Source organism: Streptosporangium sp. NPDC006930, from assembly GCF_040635605.1.
Classification (GTDB): domain Bacteria; phylum Actinomycetota; class Actinomycetes; order Streptosporangiales; family Streptosporangiaceae; genus Streptosporangium.
Window position 1 is genome coordinate 114,229 of the sequence record NZ_JBEYID010000025.1, and the last position, 26,073, is coordinate 140,301.

Genomic DNA, 26,073 nt, shown 5'->3' on the forward strand with positions numbered 1-26,073 from the left:
GTCGCCGCGCGCGGGGCGCGGGGGCGGCACAGGGAGGGGCGTGGCCGGAGGGACGGTGCGGAAAGAGCTTGCTACCTCGAACGTTGGTTTCATCCACTCTCATCCGGATATCTGATCCTGCCCACACGACGGCGTGGCGCGACCCTCAGGCACGCGCAAACGCCCCCTTGTTGCGGTATAACCAGGGGCGGACCGGGGAGGCGTGATGCGGGAATCCAGCAGGGCCCGTCCGGCGGGGCGCGCGGCGGCACGGGATCTGTTCGAGCAGGTTCGGCTGGGCTACTTTCGGCTCTCGCCGCCCCTGCGCAGGCTGATCTACGTCGCGGTGCTGGTCGGAGCGGTCGCGCTGGCGTTCGGACTCGGCTGGTCGGTCCTCAACACGTTCTTCTCCACGCTGGTGCTGCTCGGCTTCGCGGCACTGACCCTGAACTTCCCCCGCGCCGCCGCGACCCTGCTCGTGGTGCTCGGCTGGCTGGGAGGAGTCCTGATCTTCCGGGCCGTCCTCTTCGGCCTGCACTCGCCGATCCCCTCGGCGCTGATGCTCCTCGGCCTCCTGGTCGCAGGGGCCGCCCACCTCATCCGCTGGGTCCCACCGTGGGTGACCACGGTCATGGCACTGGTGCCCGCAGGGCTGACGGCCCTCCTGCTCGGCGTGGTCATCACGGGGTTCGTGCCCGCCGTCGCCATCTGGGCCGCGTACGCCGTGGCGGCCGGGGTGCTGGTCCACCGGTTCCTGCAGGCCCGCCGGGTGCGGGCCGCGCTGGAGGCGGGGGAGCGGCGCCCAGCCGGGCTCCGGGTCCGCGAGGGCGGCCACCCCGCCCCCGCCCAGGGAGCCGGCGAGCGCGACGATCCTCCGCCCATCTCGGTGGAGGAGGCGCTCGGCGAGCTGGACGCCATGATCGGCCTGGCCCCGGTGAAGGAGCAGGTCCGCTCGATCGCCGCCTCGATCGAGGCGGCCAGGCTGCGCAGGGAGGCCGGATACTCCACCGAGCCGCCGATGCGGCACTTCGTGTTCGTCGGCCCTCCGGGCACCGGCAAGACCAGCGTGGCCAGGACCGTCGCGAAGATCTTCTACTCCTTCGGCCTGCTGGAGACCCCCTACGTGGTGGAGGCCCAGCGGGCCGACCTGGTGGGGGAGTTTCTCGGCGCCACCGCGATCAAGACGAACGAGCTGGTCGACCGGGCGCTCGGCGGGGTGCTGTTCGTCGACGAGGCGTACAGCCTGATCAACTCCGGTGACGGCCAGCCCGACAGGTTCGGCACGGAGGCCGTGCAGACGCTGCTCAAGCGGGCCGAGGACGACCGCGACCGGCTGATCGTCATCCTGGCCGGATACGAGAAGGAGATGGGCACCTTCCTGTCGTCCAACCCCGGCCTGTCCAGCCGGTTCTCCAGCAGGGTCCGCTTTCCCAGCTACGCCCCCGACGAGCTGCTCCGCATCACCGAGCTGCTGCAGCGGCGCAGGGGCGACCGGATGGCGCCCGAGGCCGCGTCCGCCCTGCTCGCCCGCTTCGAGGACATCCACCGGCGCGCGATCGTCGACGACCTGGGCAACGCCCGGTTCGTCCGCAGCCTCGTGGAGGCCGTCGCACAGGCCAGGGACGTGCGCGTGGTGGGAGCGGGCGGCGCGCCCACCACCGAGGACCTGGTCACCACGATCGAGGCCGACGTCGTCAAGGCCTTCGACGAGCTCACCGCCCGCTACCGGGGTTACCAGGCGGCCCCCTCCCTTGAGGAGGCGCTCGCCGACCTCGACCGCATGGCGGGGCTGGAACCGGTCAAGCGGCAGGTGCACGCGATCGCCGCGCAGCTCAGGGTGGCCAAGATGCGCGAGGAGCGAGGGCTGCCGACCCCGCCGCAGATGCGGCACTTCGTCTTCGCCGGACCGCCGGGAACCGGTAAGACCAGCGTGGCCCGCATCCTGGGCCGCATCTTCGCCGCGCTCGGCCTGCTCACCCAGCCCGACGTGGTGGAGGCGCAGCGGGCCGACCTGGTCGGCCAGCACCTCGGCGCCACCGCGATCAAGACGAACGAGCTGGTCGACCGGGCGCTCGGCGGGGTGCTGTTCGTCGACGAGGCGTACAGTCTGGTCAACTCCGGCTACAGCGGGGGCGACGCCTTCGGCACCGAGGCCGTGCAGACACTGCTCAAGCGAGCCGAGGACGACCGCGACCGGCTGGTGATCATCCTGGCCGGATACGAGCGGGAGATGAACGTCTTCCTGGCCTCCAACCCGGGCCTGGGCAGCAGGTTCAACCAGCGGGTGCAGTTTCCCTCGTACTCGCCGGGGGAGCTCACCGAGATCGCGGTGCTGCTCGCCGACGAGTCGGGAGACCGGTTCGACGACGACGCCCGCCGCGACCTGGCCGAGGTCTTCACCTGGGTCTGCGACGAGGGCCTGATCGACGGACTCGGCAACGGCAGGTTCGCGCGCTCGCTCTTCGAGCGCGCCGCGATGCGCAGGGACGTCCGCCTCGCCGCCCTCGGCGGAGCCACCGCGAGCGCCGCCGACCTGACCACCATCACCGGTGCCGACCTGCGCGCGGCCGTCGACGAGCTCGCGGGGAAGTGACCTCGGCCCCGCCATCTCCCATCGAGATCCCTCCGATTCGGTACGCTGTGCAGCCCGCCGGTCGCCGAGTGTAGCAAGATGGTCACCGACAGCGGCGGGGCTCCGGAGGAGGAAAGATGGCGGGATTCCTTACCCGCAGGCTGCTCAACTATCTGGTGCTGATCGTCGTGGCCACCAGCCTGGCCTACATGCTCGCCGCCTCCGCGCTCAACCCGCGATCCAACTACGAGGGCCGCAACCCCCCGCTCCCGTCGGCCGTCGTCGACGCGCACCTCACCGACCTCAACCTGAACGACCGCACCCCGCTGTTCGAGCGCTACCTGACCTGGGCGGGAGGTGTCGTGCGCGGAGACTTCGGCAAGACGGTGGGGGGAGGGTCGGTCAACGACGACCTCGGGCGCCGCGTCGGCGTCACCCTGCGCCTGATCACGATCGGACTCGTCCTCGGCAGCGTCGCCGGTGTGCTCATCGGAGCCTACGCAGCGGTCAGGCAGTACGGCCTCTTCGACCGATCGGCGACCGTCCTGTCCTTCGTCGTGCTCGCGATCCCCACGGTGGTGCTGGCCAACATGCTGATCATCGCCGCCATCCGGCTCAACGAGGCGGCCGGCACCCAGATCGTCCTCGTCAGCGGAGAGGCGACCCCCGGCCTCCAGGGAGGGCTCGCCGCCGCCGTGTTCGACAGGATCCGGCACCTGGTCCTGCCCACGCTGTCGCTCTCGCTCGGACTCGTCGCCGTCTACAGCCGTTACCAGCGCAACATGATGCTCGACGTGCTCGGCGCCGACTTCATCCGTACGGCCATGGCCAAGGGGCTGAGCCGCAGGGCCGCGCTGACCCGGCACGCGCTGCGCACCGCGCTCATCCCGGCGGTCACCTACTTCGCCTTCACCTTCGGGGCGCTGCTGGTCGGCACCACCTTCACCGAGAAGATCTTCGGCTGGCACGGCCTGGGGGAGCAACTGGTCGACTCGATCTCCACCAACGACGTCAACACCGTCGCGGCGATCAGCTGCTTCGCCGCACTGGCCGTGTTGCTGGCCGCGCTCGCCTCCGACATGCTCCACGCCGTTCTCGACCCGCGCGTCCGGGTGGGGTGAGCCCGAGATGGCCATCGCCGACGAGGAACTCGCCGAGCAGCAGTCGTCCGTCGACAGGATCAAGGCACCCTCGCGGCTGCGAGTGGTCGCGGGCCGCCTCCTGCGCTCGGGACGGGGCAGGGTCGGCCTAGCTCTGCTCGTGCTGATCTTCCTGCTCGCCTTCGCCGGGCCGTACCTCACCCGCTGGACGTACGTTTCGAAGGACTACACGGCCTTCCTCGCGCCTCCCTCCACCGATCACTGGTGGGGGACCCTGCAGACCGGCGCCGACGTGTACGCGGTCACGCTGCGCGGCCTGCGCAGGTCCCTGATCGTGGGCCTGCTCGCCGCGGTGGTCGGCACCGCGCTCGCGGCCGTGGTGGGCGCCTTCGCCGGATACTTCGGAGGCTGGACCGACCGGGCGCTGACCTGGCTGACCGACCTGCTGCTCGTGCTCCCGGCCTTCCTCATCCTGGCGATCATGTCCCCGCTCTTCGCCGGGAGGCAGTGGCCGGTGTTCGTGCTGGTGCTGGCGCTCTTCCTCTGGATGGTCACCTCGAAGATCGTCCGGAGCATGACCATCTCCCTCAGGGAGCGGGAGTTCATCCACGCGGCCAGGTTCATGGGCGTGCCCTCGACGAGGATCATCTTCCGGCACGTGATCCCCAACATGTCCTCGCTGCTGGTCGTCGACGCCACGCTCAACGTCAGCGCCGCGATCCTCACCGAGACGTCCCTGTCCTACTTCGGTTTCGGCATCCAGCCGCCCGACGTCTCGCTGGGCAGCCTCATCGCCGACGGCGCGCGGACGGCCCTGTACGCCCCCTGGACGTTCTGGTTCTGCGCGGGTCTGCTGATCGTCACCGTGCTCGCGGTGAACCTGGTCGGCGACTCCCTGCGCGACGCCTTCGACCCCACGTCCCACAGGGCGGGTGACCGGTGACGGGCGAGCGATTCCCGGGCACGACGTCCAGGACCGGCGAGCGCGAGCCGGTGCCCGACCCGATCGCCCCCGTGCTCGAGGTGCGTGACCTCGACGTCACCTTCGGCTCGGGGCCGGGGGCGGTCCGCGCGGTCAGGGGCATGGGTTACGCGGTCCGTCCAGGAGAGGTGCTCGGTGTCGTGGGGGAGTCCGGCTCCGGCAAGTCGGTCACCTCGCTCGCCGTGATGGGCCTGCTCCCGGCGCACGCCCGCGTCACCGGCTCGGTCCGGCTGCTCGGGCAGGAGATCCTGGGCGCCCCGGAGAGGACGCTCACCGCGTTCCGCGGCAAGACCGTCTCGATGGTCTTCCAGGATCCGCTCTCCGCGCTCACCCCCGTGTACCGGGTCGGTGACCAGGTCGCCGAGGCGATCCGCGTCCACCAGCGGGTGGGCGCCGCCCAGGCGGCCAGGCGTGCGGTCGAGCTGCTCGACCTGGTTGGCATCCCCAACGCCGCGCAGCGGGCCAGGGCGTTCCCGCACGAGTTCTCCGGTGGCATGCGCCAGCGCGCGGTGATCGCGATGGCGATCGCGAACGGCCCCGACGTGATCCTCTGCGACGAGCCGACCACCGCGCTCGACGTGACCATCCAGGCGCAGGTGCTGGAGGTGCTGAAGACGGCGCAGCGCGAGACCGGCGCGGCGATCGTCCTCATCACCCACGATCTGGGGGTGGTGGCGGGGTTCGCCGACCGGGTCCTCGTCATGTACGCCGGGCGCTCCGTCGAGGTCGGCTCGGTGGACGAGGTCTACTACCGCAGCCGCATGCCGTACACCATGGGCCTGCTCGGCTCGGTCCCGCGTCTCGATCGCGGCCGGGGACGCCCGCTGGTGCCCATCAAGGGCAGCCCGCCGTCACCGGCGGCGCTGCCGCCGGGCTGCCCCTTCGAGCCGCGCTGTCCGATCGCCGTCCCGGTGTGCGCGAAGACCGAGCCGGAGCCGGAGCCCGTGGACTCGCCGGGCCACCTCGCGGCGTGCGTGCGCTCCGGCGAGATCGAGGCGGCGGGATGGTCGCCGGACCAGGTCTACGGCGTGCGCGGACCGGCCACGGGCGCCGCCACACGTGCCGCCGCCGGTCCCGTCCGGCGCCCCGTGAGCTCCACCGGCCTCGCCGCTCCCGGTGTCGAGGAGCCGCCGCGCCCGCGCGAGGAGCGCGCCGTGGTCCTGCGGGTCGAGGACCTGGTCAAGCACTACCCCCTGGTCACCGGGACGCTCCTGCGGCGGAGGGTCGGCACGGTCCGCGCGGTGGACGGCGTCGACTTCGACGTCCGCGAGGGCGAGACGCTCGGCCTGGTCGGCGAGTCGGGCTGCGGTAAGACGACCACCCTGATGGAGATCCTCGAACTGGCCGCACCACAGCGCGGCAGGATCACGGTGCTGGGCCACGACACCACGGGAATGAGCGCCCGCGACCGGATGGCCGTGCGGCGCGACATGCAGGTCGTCTTCCAGGATCCGCTCGCCTCGCTGGATCCGAGGATGACCGTCTACGACATTCTCGCCGAGCCGCTGCGCGCGCACGGCGAACGGGACCCGGGGCCGAGGATCGGCGAGTTGCTCGACCTCGTCGGCCTGGAACCCGGCCACGCCGCCCGCTACCCGCAGGACTTCTCCGGGGGCCAGCGTCAGCGCATCGGCATCGCACGTGCCCTCGCCCCGCAGCCCCGGCTGGTCGTGCTGGACGAGCCGGTCTCGGCGCTCGACGTGTCCATCCAGGCGGGGGTGCTCAACCTGCTGGAGGAGCTGAGGAATCGCCTGGGCCTGTCGTACCTCATCGTCGCGCACGATCTGGCCGTGGTCCGGCACATCGCCGACCGGGTCGCGGTCATGTATCTGGGGAAGATCGCCGAGATCGGCCGGGTCGGCGGTGTCTACGACACCCCGCTGCACCCCTACACGCGGGCCCTGCTGTCGGCGGTCCCGCTTCCCGACCCGGTGCTGGAACGCTCCAGGGAACGCGTCCTGCTGGAGGGGGACCTGCCGAGTCCCGCCGACCCTCCCTCCGGGTGCCGTTTCCGGACCCGCTGCCCCCTGTTCAAGACCCTCGGCGAGAGCGCCCGGCGACGCTGCGTGGACGAGGAGCCCTTGATACGGCAGGTCGGGGACGACCACGGCGTCTCATGCCACTTCGCCGAGAGGGCCGACGCCGGATGACCCCGCCGTATGCACCGGGAGGAACACCGTGATACCAATCCGGCGCGTGGGCGCGCTCGCCGCCGCGCTGGCCGTGACCCTGGCCGTCGCACCGGGTCTCGCCGGATGCGGAGGAGGGGGGAGGCCGGGCGGGCCGGTCTCCGCGATCAAGGCCTACGACGTCAACCCGGTGCCTCGCGAGCGGGTCGCGGACGGGGGCGTGCTCCGGTGGGGGATCAACGAGTATCCGTCCAACTGGAACCTCAACCACATCGACGGCAACCTGGCGACGGTCAAGAGGGTCATGGACGCCCTCATGCCCTCCCCCTTCCGCTCCGACGCCAAGGGGAAGATCTCCCCGAACACCGACTACCTGTCCGAGGGCAGGGTCACCGCGCACGAGCCGGAGCAGGTCGTCACACTGACCCTCAACCCGCGCGCCAGGTGGTCCGACGGCACCCCGATCACCTGGGAGGACTACCGCGCCCAGTGGCAGGCGCTGAACGGCCGCGACGCCGACTACCGGGTGGCGAGCACCACCGGTTACCGGAACATCGAGAAGGTCGACAGAGGCAGGGACGACCACCAGGTCGTGGTGACCTTCGCCAAACCCTTCGGCGACTGGCAGTCGCTGTTCGCGCCGCTGTACCCCCGGAGTACGAACGCCACCCCCGAGGCGTTCAACACCGCATGGCTGAACCGCGTCCCGGTGACCGCGGGCCCGTTCGAATTCGTCGCGTTCGACCCGACCGCCAAGACCGTCACGATCGCGCGAGACGAGCGCTGGTGGGGTGATCGGGCCAAGCTTGACCGGATCATCTACCGATCCCTGGAGAGCGACGCGCTGGTCGGGGCCTTCAGCAACGGCGAACTCGACACCTTCGACGTCGGCCCGTCCGCGCCCGACTACGCGCGGGCCAGGAGCACCCCGGACGCGATCGTGCGGCAGGCGGCAGGCCCCGACTTCCGGCACATCACGATGAACGGCGAGAGCGCCCTGCTGTCCGACCCGAAGGTCCGCAGGGCCGTCGCGATGGGCATCGACCGTCAGGTCATCGCCCAGTCGGACCTCCAGGGCCTCGACTGGCCGATCGTGCTGCTCAACAACCACTTCTTCATGAACACCCAGGAGGGGTACCAGGACAACGCCGGTGAGATCGGCACGTACGACCCGGGCAGGGCGGGGAGGGAGCTGGACGCCGCGGGCTGGAAACTGGAGGGCCGGACCCGCATGAAGGCGGGAAGGGAGCTGAACCTGCGTTTCGTCCTGCCCTCGGGCCTGCAGCTCACCAAATCCGAGGCCGAGCTCGTCCAGGACATGCTCGGCCGCATCGGGGTAGGGGTCACCCTCCAGTCGGTACCGACGGACGACTACTTCACCAGATACATAATTCCTGGCAATTACGACATCACCGCGTTCGCGTACGTGGGCACGCCCTTTCCCGTCTCCAGCTCCTACGGCCAGTACGCCGACGCCGTCAGGCTCCCCGACGGCACCAGGCAGTGGAACGCCAACCTCGGCCGCATCGGGTCCCGGCGGATCGACGCCGCCATGAACAAGGCGACCGCCGACCTCGACGACGCGAGGGCCATCGCCGACACCAACGCCGCGGACAAGCTCATCTGGCAGGCGGTCAACGTGGTGACGCTCTACCAGCGACCGCAGATCGTCGCGGTCAAGAGCGATCTCACCAACTTCGGCGCCCGAGGCTTCTATGACCTGAAATATCAGGACATCGGCTTCCTCCGTTGACGCTCGTTGCCCGCCGCCGAGATGAACGGGTCTCCGCTCTCCTCCCCTGACAAGGGGGATGTGGACGAACGCCTCCCGACGAGGTCGGGCTCATCGTCTGGCCGCCCCGGGGTGAGCCCTACAGCGGTTCCGCGAACTCCCAGCCCTGCTCCAGCAGGGCGTCCACCGCCCGTACGGCCCGTGCCAGCCTGACCTCGGGTGGCCCGGTGACGACCAGGTGGGGCAGCCCGTCCGCGACCAGCCTCTCGCGCAGGCGGGCGTCCATCCGGTGCCGGATCGCCTCCCCGTCGCGCCAGCCGTCCTGCTCGAAGGGCACATCCCGCACCGAGGTGTGGATCCACAGGTCGTGCCGGGCACGGCGATGCACAGCGGTGACCTCCTCGGAGGGCTCGCCGAGATAGCGCTCGTGCCACAGGGAGGTGGTGAAGGCGTCGGTGTCGCACACCAGCAGCGGCGATCCCGTCCTGGCAGCGGCGTTCTCCCACGCGAGCTGGCGCTCGGCGATCACGCCGAACTCCGCCGACTCCCACCCCAGGTCGTCCAGCCACGGTTCGGGCAGCCCGCCGAGCTTGGCGTGCCGCCGGGCCAGGGCGAGTTTCTCCTCGCAGTACGTCCTGCCGTACTCGGGCACCCAGCGCGTCGCCGCCCACGGTCCGCCGCGAGCCGCGTAGTGGGCGGCCAGGGATCTGGCCAGTGTGGTCGTGCCGCTGGACTCCGCGCCGACGACCACCACGCGTCGGGCCAGATGGCCGCGTACGGCGGGTGAGAGACGGTCCCAGCACGACACCGGGTCGTCTCTCACCATCCTCCCGCTGACCGGGAACCGTTCCCGGCCCGGGTCGACGCCGACATGGACGGCGCCGAACCGGCGGGCCAACTCGGGTCCGTACGCCTCGGAGGAGAACACTGCGTCGATCTCCGGTACGTGGCCGTACGCCTGGGAGAGGCCGTGCCGGAACACCTCGACGTGCGCCGACCAGATCTCCGGGTCGTCGTAGTCGATCCCGACGTCGTCGACCACGGGGGCGATCGTCACGTGGGCCTGCGGGTGCGCCTCGCGCAACCAGGCGGCGCGCAGCGCCGGCGGGATGCTCTCCACGGTCGACGCGGCGATCACGACGCTCACCCGGGCGCATCGCGAGGCGGCGGTGTCGATCAGGTGGTGGTGTCCCGCGTGCGGCGGATAGAACTTGCCGATCACCAGCCCGTGGGCGAAGGTCCCGCCGCTCATCGGCGCGCCCTCCCGCCCGGGACGCCCGCCCCCGGCGTGGCCGGGACGGAGCGGGACGCGAGCTCCGCGCTCCAGGCCCGCAGACCGGCGACGCACAGCGCCAGGAAGACCACGTACAGGACGGCTGTCAGATGGAGGCCCTTGTAGGCGTAGAGGGGTATGTAGACCACGTCGGCCGCGATCCACAACCACCACGACTCGACCAGCTTCCGGCTCTGCCCGTAGGTCGCCGTCAGGGACAGGGCGGTCGTCAGGGCGTCCCAGACCGGCACGGTCGAGTCGGTCCAGGTAGCGAGGGCGAAGGAGAGACCGGCGGTGGCCACGACCCCGAAACCCGCCAGCGCGGCCCACTCGGCGTGTCCTGTGCGACGGATCGCCAGCGGGGTCCGCCCTGCCCCGCCGTACAGCCATTGCCACCACCCGTACAGACCCAGCGCGACGTAGACGATCTGCAGCGCCGCGTCCGCGTAGAGCCCGACGGTCAGGAAGACCGCTCCGAGCAGGGTCACGTTGGCGATCCCGATCGGCCAGTTCCAGACGTTCCGGCGGACCACCAGCCAGACCGTGAGGACGCCGGTGGCGAATCCCAGAAGTTCCGCCCAGCTGGTCGGGGTCCCCGCGACGGTGAACGCCGGCCGCAGGAGGGGGGCCAGTATCTCGGCGAGCGACATGCGGTCTCCTCAATCGTCGCGATGACGATAATCGGTCGCCCCGGTCCGGTCACACGGGGCCCCGCACGAGGCCCGATCGCCTACGCTCCGGTGACACGTACGCTCGCCGCGGCCCGGTGACGGCCGGACCGCCGTGAGCGGGTCAGTCGCGGCGGAACCGTACCCGGTCGCCGGGGCGGAGCTGGGCGGCCCAGGCGAGGCTCGCCGAGTTCAGGACGGCGATGACCGGGTAGCCGCCGGTCGGCGGGTGGTCGGCGAGGAACACGATCGGCTGGCCGCTGGGCGGCACCTGGACGGCCCCCGCCACCATGCCCTCACTCGGCAGTTCCCCGCTCCTGGCCCTTTCCAGGTGGGCGCCACGCATTCGCACGCCCACCCGGTTGGTGTCCTGGCTGACCTCGTACGGCCCCGCGCACAGGGTGGCGAGGGCTCCGGGGACGAACCAGTCGTCGCGAGGACCCGGCAGAACCCGCAGGACGCCCCTCCCGAGCTCCGGCGAGGGCACCGCGTCCACGGTGATCGGCGGCAGGTCTCCGGTCGGCCCCACGGGCAGGACCGTCCCGGCGCGCAGCGGGGGAGGCCCCAGCCCGGACAGAGAGTCGGCGGACCGGCTCCCCATCGTGATGGGAACGTCGACACCGCCCCGGACGGCGACGTAGGTGCGCAGACCGGCCATGGGCGTCCCCAGGCGCAGTTCGCCCCCGGCGGGAACCCAGAAGGGCGCGCACATCGCCTGCGGCACCGTCACTCGCCGGATCCCCCCTTCCGGAGAGGCTTCGCCGGCGGAGATCTCGCTCGTGAGCGTCCCACCGGGAGAGGATCGGCTCGTGGACGCCTGCGCCCCGCCCGGAGAGATCGGGCCCGTCCCGCCGGGGGCCGTCTCGCACGGTCGCAGGAGGTCCAGAGGGCAGGCGGCGCCGGTGACGGCGGTCCAGGCCCCGGTGGTGAAGCGAAGCCGGGCCCCGCCGAAGGTCAGCTCGATCCCCGCGGCGTCCCGCGGGTTGCCGACCAGGCGGTTGGCCAGTCGCAGGCTCGGCTCGTCGGCCGCACCCGAGCGGGGCACCCCGAGGTGGGCGTACCCCGGCCGGCCAAGGTCCTGCACGGTGGCGTACGGCCCGGGCGCGACCACCTCGATCATGGCTCGCCGACCGCGAGGAAGCGTACCCGCGTCCCCGGCGTGAGCAGGGCGGGCGGGTCGGCGGCCACGTCCCACACCGCGGTCGCCGAGCGGCCGAGCAGCCGCCAGCCACCGGGTGAGGCCGAGGGATAGACCGCCGAGTAGGGGCCGGCGACGGCCACCGCCCCGGCGGGCACCGAGGTCCGCGGGGTGTCCAGCCGGGGGACGTGCAAAGCCGGGTCCAGCCCCGTGAGGTAGGCGAAACCGGGGGCGAAGCCCAGCCAGCCCACCACCAGCTCCCGCCCGGTGTGCCGCTCGACCACCTCCCGCGGGGAGAGGCCGCTCAGCGCGGCGACCTCGTGGAGGTCGGCGCCGTCGTACACGACGGGGAGGGTCACCTGTTGCGGGTCCACGGCCACCGCGGCGTCCGCGGCGGACGCCGCGGCGAGCAGGCGGAGGAGTTCGTCCCGCAGACGCGCGGGATCGGCCCCCGGCGCGGTGACGAGGACCGTGACGGGGCCGGGCACGATCTCGACCACCCCGCGGGGCCGGTCGGCCCGCAGCAGCGCGTCCAGCCGATGGGAGATCTCCAGCGAGCCGGTCTCCACCAGCAGCGCGTGCTCCCCGGCCCGCCGGACGCTCACGCGAAGGACCTCAGCGTCACTCCCGCCTCCACCAAACCGTCGCGCACGGCACGGGCCATCAGCACGGCGCCGGGGGTGTCGCCGTGCACGCAGATCGAGCGCGCCTCGACGGGCACCCGCGAGCCGTCCACCGCCTCGACCACCCACTCGGTCGCCATCCGCACGGCCCGGTCCGCGACCATGCCCGGGTCGTGCAGCACCGCGCCGGGGGAGCGGCGGGAGACCAGCGCTCCCGTGCCGGTGTACGCGCGGTCGGCGAAGGCCTCGACGACGGTGGTGACCCCCTCCCCGGCGGCGATCTCGTGAACCACGGAGCCGGGCAGGGTGAGCAGGGGCAGGTCCCGGTCGTAGTCGGCGACCGCCGCCACGACGGCCCCGGCCTGTTCGGGATCGCGGCAGATCCGGTTGTACAGCGCGCCGTGCGGTTTGACGTAGGAGACCCGGCCGCCCATCGCCCTCGCGATGCCGTCCACCGCTCCCAGCTGGTAGAGCACCTCGGCGCAGAGCTCCTCGGGATCGACGTCCATCTCGCGGCGGCCGAACCCGGCCAGGTCCCGGTAGGAGACCTGGGCGCCGATCGTCACCCCGCGGTCGACCGCCGCCGCGCACGTTCGCCGGATGTTCAACGGGTCGCCCGCGTGAAACCCGCAGGCGATGTTGGCGCTGGTCACGACGTCGAGGAGGGCTTCGTCGTCGCCCAGCCTCCAGATTCCGAAGCTCTCGCCCAGATCGGCGTTGAGATCGATCACCATGGCTCACCTACACCGGAGGCTCGTCGGGAATATCCGCGATGTCATCGAGGGCGATGGCCAGCTCCTCGGGGTCGTCCCCGATGCGCTCGGCGATCTCGATCAGCACGTGCAGCACGTCGTGCCGGTCATGGCCCAGGTCGAGCAGCCGCTGCGCCGCCTCCCACAGCTGTGGAGGGTCGCCCTCCCATAGCCTGGCGGCGATCTCCTCGTGCCAGGCGAGGTGCTCGTCGTAGTCGCGCCGGTCGAGCTCCCCCGCGTGGTCGATGCCCAGCAGGATCCGCCGGTCGGTGTCATCGGCGGGGTTGAGCAGGCTGAGCTTGATCTCACCGTGCGTACCCTGCAGGAAGGGGAACGCGAACACCCGCCTGGCCAGCGCCGACAGGTCGCCGTCCGGCAGCAGCCGGTCGAGCAGGTCGCGGTCGAGCCCGAAGGTCGTCGGGTCGCGGTAGGACTCCGCGAACTTGCCCGTCGCCTCCCAGATCGCGTCGAGCGTGGCCCGCAGCCCTTCGTCGGGTAGTCCGGTCCTGCCGGCGGCGAACCGCGCCCACGCGCCCAGCACGTGCGGCACCGCCTCCTGCTCGGCGGTGCTGAGCATCACCTTGCGCGGCAGCCAGTCGAGGAGGAACGTCTCGCACTTGGTCGGGCTCACCCGGAGCGGGCGGCCGAAATCCTGGTCGCAGCCGTAGTCGATGATGTGGTCGGCGCACCGGGAGGCCGCCGAGGGGTCGGACAGGTGCTCGGCCGCGTCCGAGGAGAGGAACTCGGCCGCCAGCATCGCCCGGCGGTCACGGCTGTAGGGGGCCTCGCTGTGCAGCGGGGCCGGCCGCTTCCTGCCGGGTGGCAGCGCCTTGATCCGGGACCTGGCGAAGGCGTGGTAGGCGCTGTAGCTGTCGCTGACCGGCACGGTCGTCCTGCGCTGGCCGTACTCGGCGGTGGCCTTCATGGCCGATTCGAGCAGCGCCCTGGCCTGCTGAGGTTCGATCTCCCCGAACCTGAGCATCGGGTTGCCCTCGGCCTCGGCCCTGGCCTGTTCCAGCAGCTTGTCGACGTGCGAGGAGACCCAGGCGTCACGGGCGATGCCGCGCATGTTGTAGTCGACGATCACCACCAGCGCGTGCCGCTCCTCGACGCTGTCGACGCCCCGGTAGCCGAAGGTGCACACCACGGTGTCCTGGTCGCCGTACGCGTCGCGGGAGACGAAGCAGCCGGTCGTCTTGACCACGCCCAGCCGGTCGGCCCAGCGCGGCCTGGCCACGTCGCGCTCCATGAGCGCCAGCGCGGCGCCCTCGGCCTTGGCGGCCTGGCGGGCCGTGCCGAGGTAGGCGAGCGCGATCAGCAGGGTGAGCGCGGCGGGCGAGCCCGCCTTGGCCGCGTAGTCGACCAGGCCCTCACCGAGGACCTGCTCGGCGTCCCCTCGGCGCAGCCGGCGCCCCCACCAGGCTCCGATCATGTCGGAGACCATGAGCTCGGCGTCCAGCGGGCTGCGTACGGCCAGTAGCTCGCGAGCGGCGAGCAACATCTCGGAGAAGACCGCCTCGGGGGACTGGCTCTCCCTGAGGTCTCGACGATGTCGCCGGCTCAAGCAGCCTCCCCCGTCGGGCGCGTCAGCCCATCATGGGCGCCGCCGCCGCGTCGATTGGCCCGCTCGCTTCCCTCGCTCACGTCCCAACCTTCTCGCATTCCCGGGCCAAACGGTGCGTAGAAGACGGCCGGGTGCTCCCGATGTTACCGGGGACCGCGAGATGGCGGCGCGGAGTTGACAAGGGCGAGCAGATGCTCGCGGGCGACGCGCTCGACGATCTCGGCCGTCGGCTCGATGCCGAGATGCTCGGCGCAGGCGCGGACCTCGGCCACGCACCTGTCGACGGTGTCGAGGGCGATCGTCTGGAACTCGGCGGCCAGGTGAGAGGTCACCGGCTCGTGGAGAGCCGCCGAGGGCGCCGAGGGCGCTGAGGGTGCTGAGGGCGCCGAGGGCGCGGCGAGGGTCGTCACGGAAGGCCCGGCGAGGCGGGTGGCAAGAACGGGCATGGAAGTCGCATTCCTCCGGAGTTTCCCGGGGCATCCCCCGGATGTGTCGGCGAGGACGTGCGTTTTCATTTCACAACTTATCTCGGGACTGTCAACCCTTGGCGCCGTGATATGGGAAGCTGACACCGTGTCTTGACTGAATCCTGCAACAGCCGAGTAAGTGAGTGTTCCCGAACAGGGAGCCGAATTGACGGCGAGTCAGTAGCCTGATCTCGCCTGCAAGCCCTACGGAGATGAGGTGGGCAGTTGCCGGGACGGTCCGGCCCGATCCTGCTATGGTCCTGGCCGCAAACGTTCGGAGACGCGGTGCCAGCCGGTCGGCGCCCGTGCGGGAGCCCCCTCGCATCGGCGCGAGGGTTCCGGTCCTCGGAGCGGCGGCGTTCCCAGGGGGCGCTGACCGCATCCTGGGCGGGGCTTCCGTCCACACCTGCCCATCGCCGATGATGTACTCCAGGATCCGGTCCCCCGGAGCCGCGCTATGCCAATTCGCAAGTTTGGAGATGTGCCTCGTGGGAGACCCTGGCACGCGACGGAGGTGCCGACCATGAGCGCCGAAACCTCCGTGCCCCGTCCCCGGGAGTCGGGTGTGGACATCTCAGACTCCGGCCTGTTGCAGGGCCTGCTGTCGCAGTCGCCGTTCGCCTTCGCGTTCTTCGACCCCGACGGCCGTTTCGAGCGCGTCGACGAGGTCTTCGCCGACGTGGTCGGCCTGCCCGCCGAGCGCCTGGTCGGCCGCGTCCCCGGCGATCTGCTCTCCGCCGACCTGACCGCCCTGATCGAGGGCTCGGTCCGCGGCATCGTGGCGGGCGCCGAGGTCGAGGGCGACCAGCGGATCCGTGTGCGCACCGCCGACGGCGAGACCCATCACTGGTCCCTGACCTTCTCCCCGGTCCACGACGACAAGGGCACGCTCCAGGCGATCTGCCTGGTCGGCGTCGACATCACCGACAGCAGGCAGGTCGAGGAGGACCTCAGGCGCAGCGAGGAGCGCTACCGCTCGCTGGTCGAGGCCCAGTCCCAGCTCGTGTGGATCACCGCGCCCACCGGCGTCGTGGAGGAGGACGCGCCGCAGTGGCGGGCCATCACCGGCCAGGGGCTCGATGAATACCTCGCCCACGGCTGGCTGGAGGCCGTCCACCCCGACGACCGCCCGCACACCGAGGAGGCGTGGCGCGAGGCGCTGCGCGGCCGGACCATGTTCGAGTGGAGTTACCGGGTCCGCACCCGGGCCAGCGGTTACCGGCACTTCGAGGTGCGCGCCGTCCCGATCATCCGGCACAATCGGGTCGTCGAATGGGTGGGCGCCAACACCGACGTCACCCCGCAGCGCGAGGCCGAGGAGATGCGCGGCCGCCTGACCGACCAGCTCGGCGCCGCGGCTCTGCGGACCGCGCGCCTGCAGGGCGCCACGGCGATACTCGCCGAGGCGCTCACCGTCGAGCAGGTGGTCCAGGTGATCATCGACGTGGGTCGTACGGCCCTGGCGGCCGACCGCTCGGCCGTGGCGCTGCTCGATGTCGACCGGGCCGCGCTGAAGCTGGTCAACAGCGGCGGCATTCCCGACGTCCCCGGCGCGCCCGGCGAGGAGATCCCGCTTTCGCACTCCAGCGTGATGACCATGGCGGTCAACAGCCGGCGGCCGGTCTTCGCCGAGTCGCCGGAGAGCCTGAGGGCCCAGCTGGTCGACGCGGGTGGCGACAGCGAGGAGGTCACCGGGTTCATCGACCACAGCGACGAGCGGGCCTGGGTGGGCCTGCCGCTGCTGGCCGCGGGGCGGGCGCTCGGTGCGCTGAGGTTCTCCTTCACCCGCCCGCAGAAGATCTCCCAGGAGGACGGGGTCTTCCTGGAGGCGCTCGCGGGTCAGTGCGCCCTCGCCGTCGAGCGGGCCACCCTGTTCGAGCGAGAGCACCGCACGGCGGAGACGCTCCAGCGCAGCCTGCTGCCCGACCGCCTGCCGGTGGTCCGGGGCCTGGTCCTCGCCCAGCGGTTCCGCTCGGGAAGCCGCCACGTGCAGGTCGGCGGCGACTGGTACGACGCGTTCGTCCTCCAGGACGGCCGGGTCGCGGCGGTGGTCGGCGACGTCATGGGCAAGGGCGTCAAGGCCGCGGCGGGAATGGGGCGCATCCGCAACGCCATGCGAGCCCTGGCACTGACCAACCCGCCGCCCGCCGCGGTGCTCACCGGCCTCGACAGGGTCTTCGAGGCCACCGAGGAGGAGGAGCAGGTCACGACTCTCGCCTACATGGTCGTCGAGCCGGGCACCGGAGAGGGCACGCTCGCGCTCGCCGGTCACCCGCCTCCGCTGCTGGTCTCCCCGCAGGGCGTGCCGCTGCTGTGCGACGGTGAGCCGGGCACCCCGCTGGGCTGGCCCACGAGCCGCCGGCAGTTCAGATTCTGTGTCCCGCCGGGCCACACCGCTGTCCTGTATTCGGACGGTCTTGTGGAGAATCGCAAGCGTGGCCTCGATGCCGGGCTTGCCGATCTTTGTTCTGTTGTGAACGAAGCGCCGGCCGAAGTGGTGGGAAGCCCGCACATGTTGCTAGATTTTCTTGTCGATCGCATGCTGTCCGGATATGAGCAGGATGACGACGTCACGGTGCTCGCGATCCACGTTCCCCTCGCCACGAAGAGTGACTGAATGAAACAGTCATAACGGTTGCTTTCGGGTATCGGTGCCTCGCTTCCGTACGCACTACTCTCTTGGTCGGCCTAGGGTGGAGGGCAACCGCCAGGAGGCGGCCGTATGGATCACGGTGTCATGCCACAATGCTGGACAGGTGCGTCGCGGTTAGCGCGGCCTCGCTAATCACAACTAGAGGCAAAACTGCCCCTAGTTGGGCATCTGGGTCCATTCTCGTCACGCTTTCCTTCGAGAGGTGTTCGTGTCGCCTGCAAGTTCGACTCGCTCGAAGCCATCCGAGCTGAACGAGCCCGTCATTCAGCAGCTGATGGAGCGGGGGCGCTCGCAGGGGTTCCTCGAGTCCGAGGATGTCCGCAAGGCCGTCGAGGAAGCGGACATTCCGATGGCGCAGGTCGCTGGAATCCTGCGAAGCCTTAGCAAAGAGGGCATCACAGTACGGCTGACCGCCGAGGACTCCGCGGCTCCCAAGAAGCCCCGCACTCCCGCCAAACGCCGCACCGCCCCGGCCACGCCCGCCGCCGTCAAGAAGACCAAGACCGCGGCGGCGGCCAAGGAGCAGCCGGAGACCGTCACCGCGGTCGTCAGCGGCTCCGAGCCCGCCGCGGCCGCGGCCAAGAAGCCGGCGGCCCCGGTGAAGGCGGCTTCGGCCAAGACGGCTCCGGCCAAGAAGGTCGCCCCGGCCGCCAAGAAGCCGGTTCCCGCCCCGCCGCCGAAGAAGGCCGGTCCCGCAGCCGCGGTCCCGGCGTCCGCGCCGAAGCCGGTCACCGGTGACGACGACGAGGTCATCGACCTCGAGGACGTCGAGATCGAGGACTTCGACCTGGAGGCCGTGGCCGAGGTCGAGGTGGAAGTCGAGGTGGAAGCCGAGGCCGAGACCGAGACCGAGGAGGAGCCCAAGGTCGAGGTCGTCGAGGTGAACGAGGACGAGGTCCTCATCCTCACCGACGACGACGATGACGCCCCGGTGCCTCAGGTCGCCGCCGCCGGTGCCACCGCCGACCCGGTCAAGGACTACCTCAAGCAGATCGGTAAGGTCCCCCTGCTCAACGCCGAGCAGGAGGTCGAGCTCGCCAAGCGCATCGAGGCCGGTCTGTTCGCCGAGGAGCAGCTCGGCAGCGATGGCGAGAAGCTCCCGGTCGACGTCCGCGCCGAGCTGGAGTGGATCGCCGAGGACGGCCGCCGGGCCAAGAACCACCTGCTGGAGGCGAACCTCCGCCTCGTGGTCTCGCTGGCCAAGCGCTACACGGGACGCGGAATGCTCTTCCTGGACCTGATCCAGGAGGGCAACCTGGGTCTGATCCGCGCGGTCGAGAAGTTCGACTACACCAAGGGCTACAAGTTCTCCACCTACGCCACGTGGTGGATCCGGCAGGCGATCACCCGCGCCATGGCCGACCAGGCGCGGACCATCCGCATCCCGGTCCACATGGTCGAAGTGATCAACAAGCTGGCCCGTGTCCAGCGGCAGATGCTCCAGGACCTTGGGCGCGAGCCCACCCCGGAGGAGCTGGCCCGCGAGCTCGACATGACCCCCGAGAAGGTCGTCGAGGTCCAGAAGTACGGCCGAGAGCCGATCTCCCTGCACACCCCGCTGGGTGAGGAGGGAGACAGCGAGTTCGGTGACCTCATCGAGGACTCCGAGGCCATCGTTCCGGCGGACGCGGTCAGTTTCACGCTTCTGCAGGAGCAGCTCCACTCCGTTCTGGACACGCTGTCCGAGCGCGAGGCGGGCGTGGTCTCGATGCGCTTCGGTCTGACCGACGGCCAGCCGAAGACGCTGGACGAGATCGGCAAGGTCTACGGGGTGACGCGCGAGCGCATCCGGCAGATCGAGTCCAAGACGATGTCCAAGCTCCGCCACCCGTCCCGGTCCCAGGTCCTGCGCGACTACCTCGACTGAGACTTCCTGACAGGGGGGTCGCGCCATATGGTGCGGCCCCTCCTGTCGTTAACGAGGGTGTAACAGATCGGTAGCACGTCATGTGAAACAGCCTCCTAGGCTGCCGCCTCATGGGTGTGGCCGAAGTCGACAGAGTTCGCGCACGAGGACTGCGGTTGATCGTCGATCGTCCGTGGGCGGACGCGATGCTCGACGAGGCGGTCGCCGCGGTGCGCCGGAAGATCTTCGAAGCCGGCACGGTCGCGATCGGCGCGGCCCGCGGCGATCCGGAGAGCCGTGCGCTCAGGATCGAGGCGCTGGCCAAGGCGGCCGTCGGTCACAGCCGTGCCATAGAGGCGTTGGCGGCCCGTGACCGGGCCAACCCCGACCTCTGGCTCTGGCTCGGGCGCACCCGCATCGAGGAAGCCTGGACGATCAAGCCGGATGTCAAGGCGCGGGCCGTGCAGGCGCAGCGCACGCAGGCGTTCCAGGGAGCGATGGAGTCGGCCAGGATGCCGCTTTTCGCCGCGGTCTCGCTCGCGCCGTCCGATCCCGTGCCCTGGGAATCGATCATGTGGCTCTATCTCGGCCTCGACCGGCCGCGTCAGGAGAAGGACGCGGTCTGGTACGAGGCCGTTCGGCGTTATCCGACGCTGTTCCCGGCCCACGTGGCCCGGCTCATGACGTTGTCCCCCGCCTGGGGCGGCAGTGCCCAGGAGATGCTGGAGTTCGCCAGGCAGGCCGTCTCGCGGGCACCCGATGGGGATCCGATGGCGTCCCTGGTGCCGCTGGCCCACTTCGAGCAGGTGGCCGCAGGGCGGTCGCCGATGTCGCGCGGCGGCTGGTTCTCCGATGGGGCGCTGCGGGAGGTCGTCTCGCATTCGGGCCGCTGGCTGGGAAACGACAGCCACCCCCGATCAATCGAGGCGCACAACCTGTTCGGGGCCGCCTTCTATCTGGCAGACCTTCGGCGGCCCGCGCGCGGGCACCTGATGCGGACGAAAGGCAGGGGGAGCACACTGCCCTGGTCCTACCTCGGAGATCCCGCCCAGCAGTTTCAGCGGGCCTGCGGGCGGCTGCACCTCGTCGCGGCGTGAACCCGGGGCCCCTCCCGCGCGGGGCTCCCGCCCGCCACGCCCCCGTCACGGCCCGGGGAGAGGAGCCCACGGCGCGTCACGTCACGATGTCGAGTGTCCACGAACGGTTCCCCGTGGGCGGGGCGTGGAGGACGACGGAGTGGCCGAGGTGATCCAGAACCTTGACGAGCTCCTCGGGGCTCTCCGGATCGGCTCCGCTTTCCAGCAGGGAGCGGGCGATCAGGCCGCGGGTGGCCTTGGCCATGTGGCTGACCACCTTCCCGTCCCTGAGCACCCGTACCGCCACCGCCCGGCCGCCGGGCCGCCACGCGGCCGCGTACGTGCTGGAGCGCAGGTCCACGACGAGGCCGGGTTCGGCGTCGAGCAGGGGGGTGACCGGCCGGCGCCAGAAGGCGCTCAGGCCGCCGAGCGGCGGCAGCCGCACCCCCATCGACAGCCGGTAGGGGGGCACGCGGTCGCCGACCCGCAGCAGGCCCCAGAGGCCGGAGAAGATCAGCAGGCTCTCCGAGGCCCGTGTCGCCGCCTGAGGGGAGAGCGAGGCCAGGCCGAGGTTGTCGTAGAGGACGCCGGTGTACAGGTCGGCCGCGGCCAGAGTCGGCGCGGTCCGCAGAAGCAGGTTTCCGCCGACCTCACCGGCCTGTCCCGGCGACAGGCCGAGCACGTCCCGCGCGGCCGGTCCCCGGCACAGCGCGATGAGCGCTTCCAGGACGAGCTCCCTGTGCGGGCCGAGGGCGGGAAAACTCAACCGGGACAGGTCGAGGGCGGGGCCGTCGCCCCGCGCGGCCTTTCCCTCGGATGGAGGCAGCAGAATCAGCACAGTCGCCGAGCGTAGTGGGGCGATCGGGGAGTTAGGATCCTTCAGCATGATCGATGACGCCTTTGACCGGCTGGTCGACCAGGCATGGCCGGCGCTCCAACGGGTGGAGGCCGGGTGCTGGACGCTGCGCGCCGCGAACGGGGTGACCAAGCGGGCCAACTCCGTGCTGCCGCTGGGCGAGCCCGAGGACCTGGAGGCCGCCATCGAGGGGGCCGAGAAGTTCTATGCCGACCGAGGGCTGCCCTGCGTCTTCTCCGTGGGAGGCGGGGCCACGCCGGGTCTGGACGCGTCGCTGGAGGCGCGCGGCTACGGGGTGGTGGACCCCACGTTGGTGATGACGGCGCGCCTCGGGCCCGAGGGAGGGTCCGAAGAGGAGGTCGAGCTCGCTGAGGCGCCCTCACAGGCGTGGTTGGACGCCTGGTGGAGCGTGGACGGGAGGTTCGGTGGCGACGGTCTGCCGACGGTCGCGCGAATCCTCACCGGCGTGCCCGCCGTATACGCCTCGCTCGGCCGGGAGGCCGTCGGGCGGGGCGTGGTCCAGGGGGAGTGGTTTGGGATCTACTCCATGGCTGTGATGCCGCACGCGCGGCGCAGGGGCCATGGACGGAAGGTGTTGCGTGCCCTGCTCTCGCATGCGCGGGCGCAGGGCACACAGCGGGCATATTTAGTCGTCGTGGAGTCGAACACCGCTGCCAGGACGCTCTACGAGCGGCAGGGCTTCACGGTGGCGGGCCGATATCACTATCGGGTCCGATGATGGCTCCATTCGTCTGGTTATCGTTCGTCGTTGCCTGCCGTTGCCGGGGTGTCGCTGAGACGAGCGGACTCGTCCTGGATGATGGCGCCCTTGTCTCTCAGCACGGCCACATGCTGACGCCCGTGGTGGGCGCAGAACAGCAGCTCCCCGCCCACGGGCAGGGTTGCGCGGATGTAAGCCTGGGCGCCGCACCGGTCACAGCGGTCAGCAGCTGTGAGCTGCTTGGCGGGGGCGAGGGTTCCAGTCACGTATCGCCTTTCAGGTCATCCCCTGAGGTGGAGGATCTGGCGTCAGTCACTTGAGAGAACATCTAACCCGATACGAACGTTCCCAACCGACCCCCTGCTACGCCCAGAGCGGAAAGCGTCCGAAAGTAACCATGATCACACCGGATGTAACGCACGAACCCACCGGATGGCAAGCTTGTACCCGTCGTGGTGGGAAGAACGGTAAGCTGCGCACACGTGTTCGACAGAGTGGGAGTGGGCGTGACCGCAGTTAGCGCGGAGACGGGCTATACGGCCCGCCACCTGTCGGTGCTGGAGGGTCTCGAAGCCGTCCGTAAGCGTCCAGGCATGTATATCGGGTCGACCGACAGCCGCGGTCTCATGCACTGCCTCTGGGAGATCGTGGACAACGGGGTCGACGAGGCCCTGGCCGGTTACTGCAGCCGCATCGAGGTCGAGCTTCACCCCGACGGCTCCATCGAGGTCCGCGACAACGGCCGGGGCATCCCGGTCGACATCGAGCCCAAGAGCGGCCTGGCCGGCGTGGAACTCGTCTACACCAAGCTCCACGCGGGCGGGAAGTTCGGCGGGGGCTCCTACGGCGCCTCGGGCGGCCTGCACGGCGTCGGCGCCTCCGTCGTCAACGCCCTGTCCTCGCGGCTGGACGTGGAGGTCGACCGCGAGGGCCGGATCCACGAGATCAGCTTCCGCAGGGGCGTTCCGGGCGTCTTCGACGGCGACGGCCCCAAGGCCAAGTTCAAGAAGAAGTCCGGGCTGCGCGACGGCGGCAGCGTGGCGAAGAAGGTCACCGGCACCCGCGTGCGCTTCTGGGTCGACCACCAGATCTTCCTCCCCGAGGCCGAGGTCTCCCTCGACGAGATCCACGTCCGCCTCCGCCAGACCGCGTTCCTGGTCCCCGGCCTGACCCTGGCCGTGCGCGACAGCCGCGGAGAGGAGGTCGTCGAGGAGGAGTTCCACTTCGACGGCGGCATCTCGGAGTTCACCGAGTTCCTCGCCCGTGACGAGGCCGTCTGCGACGTGCTGCGCCTGCAGGGCACCGGTCACTTCCGCGAGACCGTCCCGGTCCTCGACGACCTGGGGCACATGACCCCGACCGAGGTCCAGCGGGAGCTCACCGTCGACGTGGCGGTGCGCTGGGGCAAGGGCTACGACAGCACCGTCCGTTCCTTCGTCAACGTGATCGCCACCCCCAAGGGCGGCACCCACGTCAACGGCTTCGAGCGCGCCCTCGTCCGCACCCTGAACGAGCAGTTGCGCGAGACCCGCCTGCTCAAGAACGGCGACGCCCCCGTGACCCGCGAGGACATCATGGAAGGGCTCACCGCCGTGGTGACCGTCCGGGTGCCCGAGCCGCAGTTCGAGGGGCAGACCAAGGAGGTCCTGGGCACCTCGGCGGCCTCCAGGATCGTCGCCCACGTCGTCTCACGAGACCTCAAGGAGCTGCTCGCCAACCCGCCGCGCAACGCCAAGGCGCAGCTCCGCGCGGTCCTGGAGAAGATCGTCGCGGCGGCCAAGGCCCGCATCGCCGCTCGGGAGCACCGCGACAACCAGCGCCGCAAGACCGCCCTTGAGAACTCGGCGCTCCCCGCCAAGCTGGTCGACTGCCGCAGTGACGAGGTCGACCGCAGCGAGCTGTTCATCGTCGAGGGCGACTCGGCGCTGGGCACCGCCCGCGCGGCCAGAAACTCGGAGTTCCAGGCGCTGCTGCCGATCCGGGGCAAGATCTTGAACGTGCAGAAGGCGTCCGTCGCCGACATGCTCAAGAACGCCGAGTGCGCCGCGATCATCCAGGTCATCGGCGCGGGTTCCGGCCGATCCTTCGACATCGAGGCCGCCCGCTACGGCAAGGTCATCCTGATGGCCGACGCCGACGTCGACGGGGCGCACATCCGCTGCCTCCTGCTGACGCTGTTCCACCGCTACATGAAGCCGATGGTCGAGGCCGGGCGCGTCTTCGCCGCCGTGCCGCCGTTGCATCGCATCGAGGTCATCAACCCCACGCGCGGTCACGGCAAGTACGTCTACTGCTACTCCGACGCCGAATTGCACCGAGTGCTGCGCGACCTGGAGCGCCGGGGCAAGCGCTGGAAGGACCCGGTCCAGCGCTACAAGGGCCTGGGTGAGATGGACGCCGACCAGCTGGCCGAGACGACGATGGAGCCCCGCCACCGCACCCTGCGCCGGGTCCGCATCGAGGACATCGAGGAGGCCGAGCGCATCTTCGCGCTCCTGATGGGCAGCGACGTGGCCCCGCGCCGGGAGTTCATCGTGAGCAGCGCGGCCGAGATCGACCGCGACCACATCGACGCGTGATCATCGCTGAGAGGTGATTCCCGGTGGGAATGTCCGGGCGGGGGCCCGGATCCACACCGGTCGGGTGATCGGCTCCCCCGTCGGCGGGACGCGTCGGCGGGAGGCCGATCGTGCCCCGGGTCTTCGAGCGCCGGCGGACGGGGCGGAATCGCGAAACCGACATCAGGCCCCGGCCGGTTCCCGCGCCGGCGCCTGATGTCGACGCGTCGATCCGGGCCGGCGACGGCTTCCCGCGCCGGAGGGCGGATCAGGAGGGCCTGATCCCGACCCTCAGATGTCGACCGGCATCAGCTTGCCGGTGCGCACGTCGTAGACGGCCCCGCCGACCGGCATCCCCGCGGGCAGGAACGGGGTCGTCCTGATCCGTACGAGATCATGGCGGAGTGCCGCGTCCTGGTCTGGGACGGTGTGGAAGTCCAGGCTGCGGGTGTCGACGCCGCGCCGGGCGGTGATCGCGTGTACCTCGTCATCGGTGACCTTGGCCATGCCGCAGTCGGTGTGCGGCATGACCAGCACCCGCTCCACCCCCAGCAGGTTGACCGCCAGGATGAGCGTGCGCAGGACGTCGTCGGTCACCCTCGCCCCGGCGTTGCGGAGGATCTTGGCGTCCCCCGGCTTCAGGCCGAAGAGCCCCAGCGGATCGATCCGCGAGTCCATGCAGGTGACCACGGCGAGACCGCGGGCGGCCCTACCGGTCAGCTCGGTGTCGGTGAACGTGGCGGAGAACTCCTCGTTGGCGGTCAGCAGGTCGTCAAAAGCACTCACGTACGCATCCCTCGGTCGGCGCAATCAACGGACTAATGATGCTTCATGCCCGTTTCCTGAGCGTTGCCGGGGCCGCACCGGGTGAGGACTTCACCAAGATCCCACCACTGTCGCTCACGCTGGGTCATGATGTCGTCACCCGAAGTCCGGATGTGTGGGGAGGGTGAATGAGCAGGATCGAATCCCTGGCCGACTATCTTCGTGACCAGGGCAGGCGAAAGCTGGACCGGGTCGAGGTGAGGGACGGGGGGCGCAACGCGCGCTCGGCGCTGTCCCTGCTCGACGCGGCGGTTTACACCCGATCACTGAGGGACGAGGACCCGTTCGTGGCCGTCCTCGTGGAGGCGGGGTGTTTCGGCCCGGAGGGGACCGGTGAGTTCGAGCCGACGGATCGGGTGGCCAAGGTCGTCCGCTTCTGGGAGTCGGGTGAACCCTGGCAGTTGCTGATGGCGATCCGGTTCGCGCTTCAGGGGGCGCTCATCTGAGGTGCCGGGTTTCGGTCCGCCCGGGGAGGAAAGACGGACCGGGCCCGAGGCGCGCGGGATACCGGGTAGGGCGTCGTCGGCGTCGCCGGGGGTGACGGTCAGGCCCAGGGTGG

At 70.7% G+C, this 26,073-nt stretch carries 21 protein-coding genes; 11 read left to right on the top strand and 10 right to left on the bottom strand.

What is annotated here, in order from left to right:
• The first annotated feature begins 205 nt into the window (after positions 1–205).
• The 5 genes from ABZ664_RS33075 (at position 206) to ABZ664_RS33095 (ending at position 8,515) form a co-directional block, all read left to right on the top strand.
• The gene (locus ABZ664_RS33075; protein WP_362518815.1) at positions 206–2,572 is read left to right on the top strand and encodes an AAA family ATPase; all 2,367 of its coding nucleotides are present in this window, start codon (positions 206–208) and stop codon (positions 2,570–2,572) included.
• Positions 2,573–2,688: 116 nt separating this feature from the next.
• Complete coding sequence (locus tag ABZ664_RS33080; protein ID WP_362518818.1) at positions 2,689–3,672, top strand: ABC transporter permease; 984 nt, start codon at positions 2,689–2,691, stop codon at positions 3,670–3,672.
• Between the two features lie 7 nt (positions 3,673–3,679).
• A complete protein-coding gene (locus ABZ664_RS33085) occupies positions 3,680–4,594 on the top strand; it encodes an ABC transporter permease (protein WP_362518821.1) in 915 nt (304 codons plus the stop codon).
• Between the two features lie 62 nt (positions 4,595–4,656).
• Positions 4,657–6,783 carry an ABC transporter ATP-binding protein gene (locus ABZ664_RS33090; protein WP_362518897.1) on the top strand — a complete coding sequence of 709 codons (2,127 nt, stop codon included), beginning with the start codon at positions 4,657–4,659 and terminating at the stop codon, positions 6,781–6,783.
• 28 nt (positions 6,784–6,811) lie between these two features.
• Entirely contained in the window at positions 6,812–8,515 is a 1,704-nt protein-coding gene (locus ABZ664_RS33095) for an ABC transporter family substrate-binding protein (protein WP_362518823.1), read from the top strand.
• Between the two features lie 118 nt (positions 8,516–8,633).
• On the opposite strand, the gene ABZ664_RS33100 is transcribed toward ABZ664_RS33095, so the two are convergent.
• From ABZ664_RS33100 to ABZ664_RS33130, 7 genes are all read right to left on the bottom strand, one after another.
• Positions 8,634–9,746, bottom strand: a complete 1,113-nt coding sequence (locus tag ABZ664_RS33100) for an AAA family ATPase (RefSeq protein ID WP_362518826.1) — start codon at positions 9,744–9,746, stop codon at positions 8,634–8,636.
• Complete coding sequence (gene pnuC, locus ABZ664_RS33105; RefSeq protein WP_362518829.1) at positions 9,743–10,417, bottom strand: nicotinamide riboside transporter PnuC; 675 nt, start codon at positions 10,415–10,417, stop codon at positions 9,743–9,745. Before pnuC ends, ABZ664_RS33100 begins: the two co-directional genes overlap by 4 nt.
• Positions 10,418–10,559: 142 nt before the next feature.
• Positions 10,560–11,555, bottom strand: a complete 996-nt coding sequence (locus ABZ664_RS33110) for a biotin-dependent carboxyltransferase family protein (RefSeq protein ID WP_362518832.1) — start codon at positions 11,553–11,555, stop codon at positions 10,560–10,562.
• Positions 11,552–12,178, bottom strand: a complete 627-nt coding sequence (locus ABZ664_RS33115) for an allophanate hydrolase subunit 1 (protein ID WP_362518836.1) — start codon at positions 12,176–12,178, stop codon at positions 11,552–11,554. The genes ABZ664_RS33110 and ABZ664_RS33115 overlap by 4 nt, the downstream gene beginning before the upstream one ends.
• Entirely contained in the window at positions 12,175–12,930 is a 756-nt protein-coding gene (locus ABZ664_RS33120) for a 5-oxoprolinase subunit PxpA (RefSeq protein WP_362518839.1), read from the bottom strand. The genes ABZ664_RS33115 and ABZ664_RS33120 overlap by 4 nt, the downstream gene beginning before the upstream one ends.
• A 7-nt stretch (positions 12,931–12,937) precedes the next feature.
• Positions 12,938–14,449: a hypothetical protein gene (locus ABZ664_RS33125; protein WP_362518902.1), complete on the bottom strand. Its 1,512-nt coding sequence runs from the start codon at positions 14,447–14,449 to the stop codon at positions 12,938–12,940.
• Positions 14,450–14,655: 206 nt separating this feature from the next.
• Complete coding sequence (locus ABZ664_RS33130) at positions 14,656–14,958, bottom strand: hypothetical protein (RefSeq protein WP_362518842.1); 303 nt, start codon at positions 14,956–14,958, stop codon at positions 14,656–14,658.
• A gap of 544 nt (positions 14,959–15,502) precedes the next feature.
• On the opposite strand from ABZ664_RS33130, the gene ABZ664_RS33135 reads away from it, so the two are divergent.
• The 3 genes from ABZ664_RS33135 to ABZ664_RS33145 all read left to right on the top strand — a co-directional run bounded on the left by ABZ664_RS33135 (position 15,503) and on the right by ABZ664_RS33145 (position 20,575).
• A complete protein-coding gene (locus ABZ664_RS33135) occupies positions 15,503–17,596 on the top strand; it encodes a SpoIIE family protein phosphatase (protein WP_362518845.1) in 2,094 nt (697 codons plus the stop codon).
• Positions 17,597–17,840: 244 nt separating this feature from the next.
• Positions 17,841–19,499, top strand: coding sequence for an RNA polymerase sigma factor (locus ABZ664_RS33140; RefSeq protein WP_362518848.1), 1,659 nt, complete (start codon positions 17,841–17,843; stop codon positions 19,497–19,499).
• A 155-nt stretch (positions 19,500–19,654) separates the two neighbouring features.
• Entirely contained in the window at positions 19,655–20,575 is a 921-nt protein-coding gene (locus ABZ664_RS33145; protein ID WP_362518851.1) for a hypothetical protein, read from the top strand.
• Positions 20,576–20,651: 76 nt separating this feature from the next.
• On the opposite strand, the gene ABZ664_RS33150 is transcribed toward ABZ664_RS33145, so the two are convergent.
• On the bottom strand, positions 20,652–21,392 hold the full coding sequence (locus tag ABZ664_RS33150) for a peroxide stress protein YaaA (RefSeq protein WP_362518854.1): 741 nt from the start codon (positions 21,390–21,392) through the stop codon (positions 20,652–20,654).
• 46 nt (positions 21,393–21,438) lie between these two features.
• On the opposite strand from ABZ664_RS33150, the gene ABZ664_RS33155 reads away from it, so the two are divergent.
• The gene (locus ABZ664_RS33155) at positions 21,439–22,149 is read left to right on the top strand and encodes a GNAT family N-acetyltransferase (RefSeq protein ID WP_362518859.1); all 711 of its coding nucleotides are present in this window, start codon (positions 21,439–21,441) and stop codon (positions 22,147–22,149) included.
• 17 nt (positions 22,150–22,166) lie between these two features.
• On the opposite strand, the gene ABZ664_RS33160 is transcribed toward ABZ664_RS33155, so the two are convergent.
• Positions 22,167–22,397 carry a hypothetical protein gene (locus ABZ664_RS33160; RefSeq protein ID WP_350945954.1) on the bottom strand — a complete coding sequence of 77 codons (231 nt, stop codon included), beginning with the start codon at positions 22,395–22,397 and terminating at the stop codon, positions 22,167–22,169.
• A 240-nt stretch (positions 22,398–22,637) separates the two neighbouring features.
• On the opposite strand from ABZ664_RS33160, the gene ABZ664_RS33165 reads away from it, so the two are divergent.
• Positions 22,638–24,710, top strand: coding sequence for a DNA topoisomerase IV subunit B (locus tag ABZ664_RS33165; RefSeq protein ID WP_362518867.1), 2,073 nt, complete (start codon positions 22,638–22,640; stop codon positions 24,708–24,710).
• Between the two features lie 270 nt (positions 24,711–24,980).
• Here ABZ664_RS33165 and ABZ664_RS33170 read toward each other — a convergent pair whose 3' ends face one another.
• Positions 24,981–25,475 carry a carbonic anhydrase gene (locus tag ABZ664_RS33170; RefSeq protein ID WP_362518870.1) on the bottom strand — a complete coding sequence of 165 codons (495 nt, stop codon included), beginning with the start codon at positions 25,473–25,475 and terminating at the stop codon, positions 24,981–24,983.
• A gap of 167 nt (positions 25,476–25,642) precedes the next feature.
• Here ABZ664_RS33170 and ABZ664_RS33175 point away from each other — a divergent pair, with 167 nt between their 5' ends.
• A complete protein-coding gene (locus ABZ664_RS33175; RefSeq protein ID WP_362518875.1) occupies positions 25,643–25,960 on the top strand; it encodes a hypothetical protein in 318 nt (105 codons plus the stop codon).
• Positions 25,961–26,073: the final 113 nt, after the last annotated feature.